The organism is Marivita geojedonensis (genome assembly GCF_002115805.1).
GTDB lineage: Bacteria > Pseudomonadota > Alphaproteobacteria > Rhodobacterales > Rhodobacteraceae > Marivita > Marivita geojedonensis.
In genome coordinates this window covers 117,103-130,214 of the sequence record NZ_JFKC01000006.1, presented here as the reverse complement: position 1 = coordinate 130,214, position 13,112 = coordinate 117,103, and the positions used below count along the sequence as shown (strand labels likewise).

Annotated in this window: 11 protein-coding genes; 5 read left to right on the top strand and 6 right to left on the bottom strand. The window is 64.1% G+C overall.

Features of this window, described 5'->3' with window-relative positions; translation table 11 throughout:
- Position 1: 1 nt before the first annotated feature.
- Positions 2–265 carry a hypothetical protein gene (locus MGEO_RS09200; protein ID WP_085636424.1) on the top strand — a complete coding sequence of 88 codons (264 nt, stop codon included), beginning with the start codon at positions 2–4 and terminating at the stop codon, positions 263–265.
- 31 nt (positions 266–296) lie between these two features.
- Here the strand turns inward: MGEO_RS09200 and queA are convergent, their stop codons facing one another.
- Together queA and MGEO_RS09190 are read right to left on the bottom strand one after the other, a co-directional pair.
- On the bottom strand, positions 297–1,343 hold the full coding sequence (gene queA / locus MGEO_RS09195; protein ID WP_085636423.1) for a tRNA preQ1(34) S-adenosylmethionine ribosyltransferase-isomerase QueA: 1,047 nt from the start codon (positions 1,341–1,343) through the stop codon (positions 297–299).
- A gap of 134 nt (positions 1,344–1,477) precedes the next feature.
- Entirely contained in the window at positions 1,478–4,792 is a 3,315-nt protein-coding gene (locus MGEO_RS09190; RefSeq protein WP_085636422.1) for a YhdP family protein, read from the bottom strand.
- 72 nt (positions 4,793–4,864) lie between these two features.
- On the opposite strand from MGEO_RS09190, the gene MGEO_RS09185 reads away from it, so the two are divergent.
- From MGEO_RS09185 to MGEO_RS09170, 4 genes are all read left to right on the top strand, one after another.
- Positions 4,865–5,332: a peroxiredoxin gene (locus MGEO_RS09185; RefSeq protein WP_085636421.1), complete on the top strand. Its 468-nt coding sequence runs from the start codon at positions 4,865–4,867 to the stop codon at positions 5,330–5,332.
- 154 nt (positions 5,333–5,486) lie between these two features.
- Positions 5,487–6,296, top strand: a complete 810-nt coding sequence (locus tag MGEO_RS09180; RefSeq protein ID WP_085636420.1) for a ferritin-like domain-containing protein — start codon at positions 5,487–5,489, stop codon at positions 6,294–6,296.
- A gap of 215 nt (positions 6,297–6,511) precedes the next feature.
- On the top strand, positions 6,512–7,825 hold the full coding sequence (locus MGEO_RS09175; RefSeq protein ID WP_085636419.1) for a M23 family metallopeptidase: 1,314 nt from the start codon (positions 6,512–6,514) through the stop codon (positions 7,823–7,825).
- Positions 7,815–8,318 (top strand): bactofilin family protein, encoded by a 504-nt coding sequence (locus MGEO_RS09170; RefSeq protein ID WP_085636418.1) that lies wholly within the window; start codon positions 7,815–7,817, stop codon positions 8,316–8,318. Before MGEO_RS09175 ends, MGEO_RS09170 begins: the two co-directional genes overlap by 11 nt.
- A gap of 71 nt (positions 8,319–8,389) precedes the next feature.
- On the opposite strand, the gene MGEO_RS09165 is transcribed toward MGEO_RS09170, so the two are convergent.
- The 4 genes from MGEO_RS09165 to MGEO_RS09150 all read right to left on the bottom strand — a co-directional run bounded on the left by MGEO_RS09165 (position 8,390) and on the right by MGEO_RS09150 (position 13,094).
- A complete protein-coding gene (locus MGEO_RS09165; protein ID WP_233139787.1) occupies positions 8,390–9,349 on the bottom strand; it encodes a DMT family transporter in 960 nt (319 codons plus the stop codon).
- Between the two features lie 45 nt (positions 9,350–9,394).
- Entirely contained in the window at positions 9,395–9,742 is a 348-nt protein-coding gene (locus MGEO_RS21845; protein ID WP_269845886.1) for an acyl carrier protein, read from the bottom strand.
- A 292-nt stretch (positions 9,743–10,034) separates the two neighbouring features.
- A complete protein-coding gene (locus tag MGEO_RS09155) occupies positions 10,035–10,298 on the bottom strand; it encodes a hypothetical protein (RefSeq protein ID WP_085636416.1) in 264 nt (87 codons plus the stop codon).
- 3 nt (positions 10,299–10,301) lie between these two features.
- Positions 10,302–13,094 carry a [protein-PII] uridylyltransferase family protein gene (locus MGEO_RS09150; RefSeq protein ID WP_085636415.1) on the bottom strand — a complete coding sequence of 931 codons (2,793 nt, stop codon included), beginning with the start codon at positions 13,092–13,094 and terminating at the stop codon, positions 10,302–10,304.
- Positions 13,095–13,112 lie beyond the last annotated feature (18 nt).

Here is a 13,112-nt window from a genome sequence, read left to right as displayed (position 1 = left end):
GATGAAATACGCTTTCTTGATTGCAGCCGCCGTCAGCTTTGTCAGTGCGTCCGCGATGGCCGACCACGCAAACCCGTGGGCCACCGAAGACGACACCGTTCTCAGCCAGTATCACGACGAAAACCAAAGCCGCAGCGCCGATACGCCGGGCGAGGACGAAATGCGCGGCGCCATGGTACGGAACGCACGCGGCAAGCTTGACGAGGGCGCAGGCTCCGGTCAGGCGGGCAAGGGTCGTGGCGGCAAATCCTCGGGTAAGCGCTGACGACACCTCAAAGGCGACAGGCGGGTTGGTCTCAGGGGATCAACAGTGAACTGTCGCCATAGGAAAAGAACCGGTAGCGGTGCTCGATGGCATGGGCGTAGATCTCCTTGATCCGCGTCTGCCCCATGAGCGCCGAGACCAGCATCATAAGGGTCGATTTCGGCAGGTGGAAATTGGTCATCAGACCGTCGGCCACCCGGAATTCAAACCCCGGATAGATGAAGATGTCCGTGTCGCCCTCCCAAGGACGTATCGACCCGCCGCGCGCTGCGCTTTCGATCAGCCGCAGCGCGGTGGTCCCCACCGGGATCACGCGCCCGCCGGACGCCTTGGTTGCAGCAATCTCGGCAGCTGCGGCTTCGGACACGTGCCCCCATTCCGCATGCATCCTATGGGTTGTCACGTCCTCGACCTTCACCGGCAGGAAGGTGCCCGCTCCGACATGCAGCGTGACAAAACTCATTCCGACACCGCGCGCGCGTAAAGCGGCCACCAGCGGTTCATCGAAATGCAGCGACGCGGTGGGGGCCGCTACCGCTCCGGCATTGCGCGCCCAGATCGTCTGGTAGTCCTCCTTGTCCTTCTCGTCCGCAGGCCGCTTGGCGGCGATATAGGGCGGCAGAGGCATTGCCCCGGCCTGCGCCAGCGCTTCGTCGAAATCCTGCCCTGCCAGGTTGAACCGCAGAAGCGCCTGCCCCTCGCTGCGCCCTTCGAGGGTCGCTGAAAGGTCCCGAGAAAACACAACCTCTTCGCCGTCTCTCAGCTTCTTCAACGGCTTGACCAGCGCGGCCCAAAGACCGCTCGCCTGCGGTTCGAGCAAGGTGACCTCGATCTTCGCTTCGGTGGCCCCTGCCGCGCCGTGCCGGTGCCGAACACCGAACAGCCGCGCCGGGATCACCTTGGTGTCATTCAGCACGAGCCGATCGGTCGGGCGCAGAATATCGGGCAACTGATTCACGATCCTGTCGGCAATCCCACCTGCTTCTGCATGCAGCAGCCGGGCAGACGAGCGTGGCGACGCCGGACGCGTGGCGATCAGGTCTTCGGGCAGGTCAAAATCGAAATCGCTGAGTTTCATGGGGTCGATCCGCTGATCCTGTTTGAATATAGCCCATACCGGACTCTGACACGCAACAAAAGCGGGAGGACGTGCCAACGGCCCGTGCGCGACCCGTATCAGAAGACTGCGTCAAGCATCCCACAGCCCTCCACCTACTCCCCCTGCACCGGCGCGGGCCTACGGAAAATCTCGCGGAACATCCCCGGTGTCAGTGCCGACAGCGGGTTCACACTGACATTGGGCTGGCTGGCCGGACCCGTCAGATTGAAATTGAACCCGATCAGCCCTTCGCCCTTGCGGGTGAAGATACTGCCGATCCCGTTGAGGAAGAAAATCGGTGACAGCACGCCCTGCAAATCCAGCGTAGCGGAGCCAAGATCATAGGTTCCATCCATCGAAATACCCATAGACGGACCCGTGGCGCTCGACCGGGTCAGGTACAGCCGGTCGGGGGTCAGCCGGAACCGCGCCTCGACCTCGGAGAACAGAATCCCCGGCCCTTCCAGCTGATCCAGAAGGCCGACGATACTGATTGCATCCAGCAAAGACGCGATTCCGGGCGCTTCGCGCAGCCGCGTGTTCGCGACATCGAGCGCACCGTCATAGCTGCCTGGCTGACCTGGCACCGGGGCCAGTGCCAATGTCATGTCACCACCCGCCACGGTCTTGAGGATACCGGCCTCGCGGATCACCTTGCCCGCATCGTTCGAACGGATCCGGAAGGCCGTCCCGCCACCCTGCGCCAGCGCCTCACCCGAGATCGGGGCGGCCCCGTTGACGCTTGCGGTGAAGCTGCCTGTCAGGCCGCCGCCTGACTGCAAATCGCCCCGAAACCCGGTGAGGCGGATGCTGTTCGACACCTGCAGACTGTCCAGCGCCAGCGTCAATGGCACCGGGGCGCCGCCCGCACCGCCGCCGCGCCCGCGTTCGAACGGCGCGTTCCGCAGATCGACAGAGCCACCGTTGATCCGCACCGCAGGAGGTACGCCTGCGCCGCGCCCGGTCAGCGTGACCGGCGCATCCAGCCACCCGCCCACGCGGACACGGTCCAGTTCGATGGCAGCAAGCGTGCCGTTGTCGTTAAGCCGCACGTCGCCGCGCGCCTCCAGCCCCGGCCCTTCCAGAACCAGCCGGTCGATGCGGGCCGGACGGTCCAGAATACCGGCGACCTCGAGTGTGCCTTCCGTCCCGCGCGGCAGGCTCCACCCCACCGGGGGAAGCGACAGACCGATCCCGCCAAGGCGCGAGGTCAGTTCGAATTCCGGAGGCGCCCCGCGGCGCAGATCGACCTTCAGACGGGCCGGGCCCGCACCGCTGATCGTCCCGTCGGGCAGCGCCACGCCAAAGGCTCGCGCTGCGGCTTCCGACAGGATAACCGTTCCATCGACCGTGCTGCCGGTGGCGGGCGTGCCCGGCTCGGGGATGGGCAGCGTCCACGATCCCTCGAACGGAACGCCGGACAGCTCTGCCTGTCCGGAGACACGCAGCTGCTCGTTTGTCACCGAGACATCCAGCGCCCGTGCCGTCAGCGCGCGATTGGGCACGATCTGATCGCTGGCGACCTGTGTTGCGCGACCCCGCAGACTCAGCGCCATGTCCGGCAGGCGCAGCCCCCGGCGCAGCGGCAGGTTCAGAGTGCCATCGAACCGCACACGCCCCTCCAACAGGTCCACCGGACGACGGGCTTTCTGCATGATTTCGATCCGGGGGCTGTCTAGGAATGACAGAACCGCCTCGATACGACCCTCCCCGGCAAGCGTGATCTGCCCGTCCGCAGGTCGTTGCCGCGTGTCGGGAATCACAAATGTGCTGCCGGCGATATCGATCGCGCCGCCCTGAGGCGGCGTGATCCGACCCTCGGTCACACGCACGGCAAACCGGTTGGCATTGAGCGTCAGCGTCCCCCGACCGTCCTGCACAACCGGCAGGGTGCGGGCATAGCGCAGCCGCGCCTGTTCGAAGGCCGCGTTCAGATAAACGATGGGGCGTGGCCCGTCCTGCGAGCGCAGCGCGAACTGACCACCGGTGAGAACGCCGTCCTGTATGTTCTCGACAACCCATTTACGGGTACGCTGGGCCATACGCTCGGGCCAGATATGGAGCAGCGCCTCGGGCGTCAGCGCGCCGAAACTGCCGTCAAGCGCATAGGTCCATGCATCATCTTCGGTTCCCAACCGGCCCGTCATGCGCAAAGGCACTTGCGGGTCGTCGATCCAGACGCGGCCCAGATCGACCTCGAACGGATCGAGCCGCAGCCGGAAATCCGCTTCGGCGCGGTCGAGCGACAGCGGTCCGTCGAACAAGGTGTCCGGCGCAGCCTCGAGCCGCGAGAACCGCACCTGCCCCAGCATCTGAGAGGGGATGCCGTCGCGCAGGTCGGTCAGGGTCGCGCGACCCTCGGCCACCGCCCGGACGAGATCGCTGTCTACCGACAATTCGCTGAAGCTGATCTGCGAGCGGTCCGGATCATAGGTAAAATAGCTCCGCGCCGCGTTGAACGGGACCGGCGGCGTGTCGGGCGTGGGCTGCAGAACGCCTTCGTCGATCTGCAGCGTCGCGTTGAGCTGACCCAGCGTGCCGTCGGCCCGCAGGTTCGCACGCAGCGCGCCCGAAATCGGCGCCCGCAAAGCCCCCAACCAGGCCAGAGCCGGACCCTGCGTGGCGATGTCCTGTGATGGCATGTCATCGAGCGACACCCCGAAGGCAACGTCGGTTTCTCCGATCTGCGACGACGCATTGAGCTGCAGCCGCGTGGCCGTAGCCCCGCCCCCCAAAAGGGCGAAATCCCCCGAGAGCCGCAGCAGATCGTTTTCCCGCTCGAGCAGCAGACGCCCGCCATCCACGGTCCAGCCGCGCCGCGCGCGGGCGTCTTCGAACCGGAGGGTCAGGGCGTTGGCCTCGACGCTCTGAAGCCGCGACAGACGGTCATCCATCAGCAGCGCATCGACCTGCGCCACTAGCGTCGGCACGTCGGGTGCGGCACCATCCATCGCAAAAGCATCGCCCAGTGCCAGTCCCAGCTGGCCCGCCCTGTTTCGGGTCAGGGTGACGAAGGCTCCGCTGACACTCAGATCGCGCAGAACGACGTTGCGGCGGATCAGATCATGCAGAGCGAGGCCGATCTCGATATCCGACAGCACCGCCACCGGCGCACCGGCCGACGTCTGCACATCGACATCCAGCAGGATGATCCGAGTCGCCCCGTCCGGATCAAGCCGAAGCTGCACGTCACCGAACAACACCTGAAACCCGGGCAGCGCCGCGGCCAGCCGGTCCTCGACCGTGTCGCGCACCCAGAGCGGGGCCGACACGCTGCGCCCGACCATCGCCCAGCCCGCCGCGGCCAGCGCCGCGCACAGCACCAGCAGAACAACCAGCACCCTGCCCCCGCGCCGCCGCCGGGGCGGCGGGGCCGGCTGTCCGGTGTCCTGTGTCGAGAGTTCCGGCTCCGTCACTGGAAGCGGCATCCTTTTGCGTTATTCTCTGCGAAACCGGGGAACAGCCCCCGATCCGTTTTCTTACTCTTAAAGGATAGCGCCATGAGCGACACACTGGAATTGGCTCCGGACTTCACCCTTCCCGTACAGGGCGGCGAACACAGCGAAATCTCGCTGTCGGGCCTGCGCGGCACGCCGGTTGTGTTGTTTTTCTACCCCCGTGATGAAACGTCGGGCTGCACCAAGGAAAACGAGGCCTTCACCGCTCTGGACAGCGAATTTGCGCAGATCGGCGTCAAGGTGTTCGGCATTTCCAAAGACAGCCTCGAGAGCCACGAGAAGTTCATGGTCAAGAAAAAGCTGACCGTGCCGCTGATCTCGGACGAACACGGCACCGCGTCCGAGGATTTCGGCGTGTGGAAGGAAAAATCCATGTACGGCAAAAAGTTCATGGGGATCGAACGCTCGACCTTCCTGATCGACGCCGAGGGCCGGATCGCGAAAGCCTGGCGCAAGGTCAAAGTACCTGGCCATGCCGAAGAGGTGCTTGAAGCGGCAAAGGCGCTTTGATCATCTTTGTCTCGGATCGGGCCATGCCCGATCCGACCGGGGCGCGCCTGCGGCGCGCATGAGGGCTCCGCCCTCATACTCCCGAGGTATTTATTAAACAGAGAAGCACAGGTCATCGGCTTGAACTTCAACGCCCAGCGCGCAATGAGGGGCTATGATGACCTTATGTGACATGGCGGTGGATGTTCTGACCACTGCGGACGGGCGGGACAAAACCGCCAAGTCGCGGGACTATGCCGCGCAATGGTTCGCCGCGCGCGAGGCAGGCGCGCCGCTTGAGATCGGAACCGCCACGCCGCCGCTGCGCCCATCCCGGCCGGATGCGCCGGAACTGCTCGACCCGCGCGATGTGCCCAAGCGCAAGCCCGGCAGTCCGCAGGGGCGCATCGCGCTTCTGCATGCGGTGGCGCATATCGAACTGAACGCGGTGGACCTGCACTGGGACATCATCCCGCGCTTTACCCATGTCCGGATGCCGATGGGGTTCTATGATGACTGGGTCAAGGCGGCGGACGAGGAATCCAAGCATTTCAACCTGATGTGCGACTGTGTTGAAGAGATGGGTAGCTTTTACGGCGCCCTGCCCGCCCACGCCGGCATGTGGCGCGCCGCCGAAGACACGGTGGACGATTTCATGGGCCGTTTGGCGGTGGTGCCGATGGTGCTCGAAGCACGGGGCCTGGATGTGACCCCCGGCATGATCGAGATCTTCCGCAAGGCCGATGCCACCAGCGCCGTGGCCGCACTTGAGACAATCTATGCCGAGGAAGTGGGGCATGTGGCCTATGGCTCGAAATGGTTTCACTTTCTGTGTGGGCGCCACGAGGAAGACCCGAAAGACGCCTTTCACACACTGGTGCGGCGCTATTTCAAAGGCGCACTGAAACCACCTTTCAACGAGGAAAAGCGCGCCGAGGCGGGGCTTCCGCCGGATTTCTACTGGCCGCTGACGGAAACCGGCTGACCGCGCCACGTTCCGTGGCAGATGCGCAACCTTCGATAAGCCCCGAAAAGATCGGCGAAATCTTGCCAATTCGGCAAGGGATCGCGCGCGCGCGGGAATCACTGGTCCAAAAACGTTGCCAATTTCGGAATGTATCGATAGAGCCGTAACGGATACGCGCCCGGAGTTGGGGCTTTAGAGGCGCGACCTAAGGGACGGGAAAGAGGAACATACAGGTGCGCACACGACTTGCGATCAAACTGCATGCCATACTTGAACGCTTTTTTCCGGAACGCCGACTGTTCCTGAGATCCGATACAGACACCCGCTTCATCCGGCTGAAATCCAGCACACAGGCCATTGCCTTCGGGGGCGCATCCCTCGTCCTAGCCTGGAGCATCATCGCCACCGCCGTCCTGCTGATGGACTCCATCGGATCCGGCAACTTCCGCGAACAGGCCCGCCGCGATCTCGAAACCTACCAGCTTCGCCTCAACATCCTCTCCGAAGAACGCAATGCCCGTGCCGCCGAAGCGGTCGCCGCGCAGGAGCGGTTCAACACCGCTCTGGAACAGGTCTCGGTCATGCAGTCCAGGCTGCTCGATGCCGAAACCCGCACGGCAGAGCTGGAAACCGGACTGGAGGCTGTTCAGCTGAAACTGCGCGATGCGATCCGTGACCGCGAAGACGTACGGACCGAACTGGCCGCACTGCGGAACGAGATCAACGAAGGCGGTACTGCCCTTGCCTCGGGTGGCGAGATCGACAGCACGACGCTGGATTTCCTGTCAGCCGCCCTGGCCCGCACCGCAGAAGAGCGCGATCAGGTTGTGGCCGACGCGCAGGATGCCCTGATCCGCGCCGACGAGATGGCGACCGAAATCAAGCTGATGGAAGAAAAGAACGACACAATCTTCCGCCAGCTCGAAGAGGCGATGACCGTCTCCGTCAAACCGCTCGACAAGATGTTCGAAGCGGCGGGCATGAACCCCGACACCATCCTCAATCAGGTGCGCCGTGGCTATTCCGGCCAGGGTGGCCCGCTGATGCCGCTGAGCTTCTCGACCCGTGGCGAGGAACCGTCTGAGGACGTGCTGCGCGCCAACCGCATCCTGAACCAGATGGACCGCCTCAACCTGTACCGGATCGCGGCGGAAAAAGCGCCCTTCGCCATGCCGATCAAGGATTCGTTCCGCTTTACCAGCGGATTCGGATATCGCTGGGGTCGCCTGCATGCGGGCACCGATTTCGCCGGCGCACACGGCACGCCGATCTACGCCACGGCGGACGGTGTTGTGACCTATGCGGGCTGGCAGTCAGGATATGGTAGACTCGTCAAGATCCAGCATGAGTTCGGCATCGAAACCCGCTACGCGCATAACTCGAAACTCTACGTGAAGAAGGGTCAAAGGGTCTCGCGCGGGGATAGAATTGCTGCTATGGGGAACACTGGTCGTTCCACCGGCACCCATTTACACTACGAGGTTCGAGTCGGCGGCAAACCCGTTAACCCCATGATCTACATCAAGGCTGCAAACGATGTTTTCTAAAAGTAAAATCAATGAGCCCGGCCCCAAGGCCGATGAGGGCAGCGCGCCGAAACCGGCGACTCCCGAAACCTCGCGCCCGTCTGCGGCAACCGAGTTCAAGGCATCCGCGCCCAAGGCCAAGCCGGCGGCCTCGATCCTGTCGAGCGATCTGCACATCACGGGCAATCTGAAGACCACCGGCGACATCAATGTCGAAGGCACCGTCGAGGGCGACATCCGTGCGCACCTGCTGACCGTGGGCGAGAGCGCCACGATCAAGGGCGAAGTGGTGGCTGACGATGTCGTGGTGAACGGCCGCGTCGTGGGCCGTGTGCGTGGCCTGAAGGTGCGTCTGACCGCAACCGCACGTGTCGAGGGTGATATCATCCACAAGACCATCGCGATCGAATCTGGCGCCCATTTCGAAGGCTCGGTGCAGCGTCAGGACGACCCGCTCAACGGTGGCAAGGCCAAGCCGGCCCCTGCCCCGGCACCGGCGGCATCGAACGGCTGATATCGTTCAGCCCGGACAGAAGTCAGGCCGCCCCTTGGGCGGCCTTTTTCGTGGGCGCAAGGCAGACGGGCTCAGAGCCCGGGTCCCTTCGGACGCCGCAACCCGCGTTCCCTGAACACGATCATCAGCCCACCGATCACGATCAGAAGCGCACCGGGCCAGAGATCGTCCACTGGCGCTTCGGCAAAGAACACCCATCCCAGAAAGAATGCGATGGGAATGCCGAAATAGCTGAACGGGGCAAGGTTGCTTGGCTCGGTCATACGGTAGGCCACCACAAGGCACAGCACCGCTGATCCGCCGAACATTCCCATCAGGACGATGAACGCCAGATCGCTGGTGCTGGCCACCGGGGTGAAACCGCCGATGGATATGGCCAGCGTGAACGACCCCGCCGCCGCAATGACCGAAGAATAGAGGTTGAAGAGCGGCGTAGGCACCTCCGGGTCGATCAGCCGTGCGGTCACGCCGCTGAAGGCATAAAGCGCAGACGCCCCGACCGGCAGCAGCAGCGCCCACGAAAACGCATCGCTGCCCGGTCTGAGAATCATCACTACCCCCACAAACCCGACCGCGACCGCGGACCAGCGCACCCAGCCCACCCGCTCCCGCAGGATCGGAACGGCGAGTGCCGTGGTGAACAGCGCGGTTGTGTAGGAAATCGTCGTCGCCGTGGCAAAGGCCATGATCCCGAGCGACAGGTAGAACATGAACTGGGCAAAGGTGACCGCAACGCCCCGCAGCGCCGCCAGCCGCCACTGGCGGATCCGCATCGGACGCCCGGCCTCGCGCCAGCTTGCCGTCATCCAGAGTGCAATCAGGCTGGGCACAAGACCGAAGAGGTTACGATAGGCCGAAAGCTCCGCCGCGCTGTAGCGAGGAGAAAGATGCTTGATGATCAACCCCATCAGATCGAAGAGGACGAGCGCGAGGACGCTGATCAGGATCGCGAGAACCGCATTGTCCGACCTCTCGCGCATGACGCCCTTTCCCACTGACCCGGCCAGACCAAGGAGCATGTTTCCGCGCATTTGTCGATATTGGTGAACGGGTTGGCGTACGACGGACCGGCAGGCTCAATCCTGGGCGGCGGTTCCGGTCGTGAGCAACGCTCCGATGCTCTGGTAATCCGTTGCGGAGAAAATCTCGTCCGGGGTCAGCGGACGAGCCAGCGTCTCTTCGATTGCGGCAACGATCCGGAAATGGGCCAGACTGTCCCACGCCGCACTGGTTTCAAGCGCGGTCTCGGGACCGATGGTCGAAGGGTCCAAGCCCAGTGCTTCGGCGAGAAGCGCCTCAGGTGTCGGGCTGGGTATGGATAACCTTCCGATAAATAAGCGCGTGCAGCTCCTATGTGTTTTGCTTCCGTGGCGGAGGTAAGCTGTCTGCCGGTTAGTGGGCACCGGATCGAACCGCTCTGTCATCATCGGTGCCTGCAGGAACGGGTTGGCAGCAGTTATATTTTTTAAAGTCCTCGAGTTCACCCAACTGATATTGCAAACCAAATTTTTTCTTCGGCAAGCGTCTACTACCCAACTGCGCGGGCAAAGGAGCCGTTTGTGCGATCCTTGCCGTATACGTCGGAATGCGGTTGCCATCACACCGCAAATGCCAATGCGATGCGCCAGCGCAGATATAGGAGAATTCTCCGAACAAGTGAAAAAGCAATGCAGTTTCTGGCTGAAATCCGCGGATCTGGGTGCCAAATCGCCACTTTCAGCTGCGTCTGGCTTTCCATCCCCCGCGGCGTTTTGGGGTTTTGGCAGCGGTCAGGCCTTCAGTGAGCACCTGGGTCATCGGGTGCCCTTCTTCGCCATGGCGCGACAGCAGCTCTGAAATCAAGGTCTGGCTGTCGGCGTCCACCGGGACCGCCAGCGCCCAGTCCAGAAAGATCGAGCGGCATTCCTCATAGCTAATGCCGTCGATGCGGTAGGATTCCGCGATCAGGCCCTTGGGGTCGGTGGCGTCGCCCTTGCGCATGGTTCAGTCCTCTTCGCTGACATCCGGCAACACGGCGTTGATGATCTGCGCCGCCTCGGTCGATGCCGTATCGAGTGTCTTTTTCAGCTCCGAAATGCTGTCGGTTCCGGTGATCCTGCACAAAAAGCCCGAGGCCGCGCTGTTGTCGCTGTCCGGCGCGATTGTGGATTCCGAAATCAGCCGCGACGCGATCTGGAGCGCCCAGCACAGGCGGTACGTGTCTGCCAGACGGTCGGCCTGTTCGCCACTGAGCCAGCCGCAGGACACCCCGCTTTGCAGCGCGTCGGGCACAGAGCCAAGCGGCTGCCCGCCCAGCACGGCTGCGGCTTGCGCGACCAGTTCGATATCCTGAAGCCGCCCCTGCCCCAGCTTGGGGTCCCACGGATCCCCGCCCCCTTTGGCCGCGGCGATGCGGTTGCGCATGGTCGCGACCTCGCGCAGCACGGTGTCGCGGTCCTGCTCAGCGCCGAGCACCTCGGCCTGCACCTGAGCCACATCCCGGGCCAGCGTGTCCGGTCCGGCCACGGCGCGGGCACGGGTCAGTGCGAGATGTTCCCACACCCAGGCGTCGTTCAACTGATAGGTGCGGAACGAGGTCAGGCTGGTTGCCACCGGCCCCTGATTTCCGGACGGGCGCAGGCGCATGTCGATCTCGTACATACGGCCTTCGGCCATCGGCGCCGTTACCGCCGTGATCAGTGCCTGTGTCAGACGTGCGTAATAGGGGCGCGGGGCAAGCGGCCTGCGGCCCTCGGACATCTCCACCTCACCGGGATCGTAGATCACGATCAGGTCGAGATCGGATTTCGCATGAAGACGCCGCGACCCGAGGCTGCCCATGCCCAGCACGACCGCCCCCCGGCCCGGACAGGGGCCATGCTTGCGGGCGAAATCCGCCTCGACCTCGGGGGCCAGCGCGCCCAGCGTGGCATCGGCAAGGTCTGCATATTGCGCACCCGCCTCTTCGGCCCCGATCAGGCCACGCAGCAGATGCACGCCGATGCGGAAATGCCATTCCTTGGCCCAGCGGCGGGCGGTGTTGAGTTTGTTCTCGTAGTCACTTTCGCGGGCCAGTTCCTCGGTCAGCGCGTTTCGCAGCGCCGCCTGCCCCGGCCAGTCGGCAAAGAAATCCCCGCCGATGACCGCATCGAACACGGAGGCATTGCGCGACAGGTAGCGTGCGAGATCCGGCGACACCCCGACAATGTCGATCAGAAGATCGATCAGATGCGGATTGGCTTCGAACAGCGAAAACACCTGCACGCCGGCGGGCAACCCGCTGAGGAAGCCGTCAAAAGCCGCAAGCGCGTCCTGCGGATGTGATGTTTTCGCCAGACGGCCCAGAATGTCCGGCTGCAGCCGTTCGAAAATCCCGCTGCCCCGCGCCGAGCGCAGCGCCGGATAGGTGCGCCAGCGACTGACGATCTCGGACCGGGCAAGATCTTCGGGAACGTCCATGTCGTGCGCGGGCGTGGCCTCTCCGCCGAAGAAGCCTTCGGTCAGCGCGTGCACCTCTTCGAGGCGGTCTCGCAGGTCGCGCTGGAGGCTAGCCCGGTCGGTGCCCATGAAGGCCGCCAGCCGGTCGAACCCGCTTTCGGATTGCGGCAGGTCATGGGTCTGGGCATCGCGGATCATCTGAACGCGGTGCTCCACCTCGCGATGCGCGCGGTAATGCGCGGTCAGCGTCTGGGCCACGTCGGACGGCACCCAGCCCTTGTCGGCCAGCACTGCCAGCCCCGGCACCGTGCCCCGCACCCGCAGATCGGGGTCGCGGCCGCCAGCGATGATCTGGCGCGTCTGGGTGAAGAACTCGATTTCGCGGATGCCGCCGCGCCCCAGTTTCATGTTGTGCCCCGGCAGGGTGATCGGCCCGCCCAGCCCTTTGTGGTCGCGGATCTTGCGCACCATGTCATGCGCATCTTCGATGGCGGCGAAATCCAGATGCCTGCGCCAGACAAAGGGCGTCAGTGTCTTGAGGAACCCCTCACCCGCCGCAATGTCCCCCGCACAGGCGCGCGCCTTGATATAGGCGGCGCGTTCCCATGTCCGGCCAAGGCTTTCGTAATACCTCTCTGCCGTTTCCATCGCGATGCAGACCGGCGTGACGGAAGGGTCCGGCCGCAGGCGCAGATCGGTGCGGAACACATAGCCCTCGCCCGTTATGTCGCTGAGAAGGGCGCAGGCCTTGCGGGTCGCACGCACGAAGCCCGAGCGGGCCTCATGGTAATCGTTCGGATCAAAGCGCGTTTCGTCGAAGAGGCAGATCAGGTCCACGTCCGAGCTGTAGTTCAACTCGCCGGCGCCCATCTTGCCCATGGCCAGCGCCACCATGCCACCGGCCTGTTCGACATCGTCCTCGGTCTGCCCCGGCAGCTTGCCGCGCTTGATCTCGTGCGCGATGGTGGCGCGCAGAGCGAGGTGGACCGAAAGGTCGGCAAAGTCCGTCAGGGCCTGCGTGACGGTTTCGAGCGGCCAGACCGCCGCCAAATCGGCCAGACCGGTCAGGAGCGCCACACGCCGCTTGGCCTGCCGCAGCCGTGTCGGAAGGGCATCCGGCGCGGTGGCGCGCAGGGCGTCATGCTCGTGCAGAAGCGCCGCCTCGGGGTCGTCGAACGCGGTTTCGAGCCAGCCGCTTTCCTTGTCGATCAGCGATTTGAGATAGGGGCTGCACCCGCCTGCCCCGTCGATCAGCCGCGCCAGATCATCCGTCGCCCAAGGAGCCACCTTGAGCGCATCGCCCCCCTGTTCGGGTTCATATGCGTGGGGAAGTCGGGTGATGCGGCTGGCAAAATTCATGGCCGCAGATGGCCACGG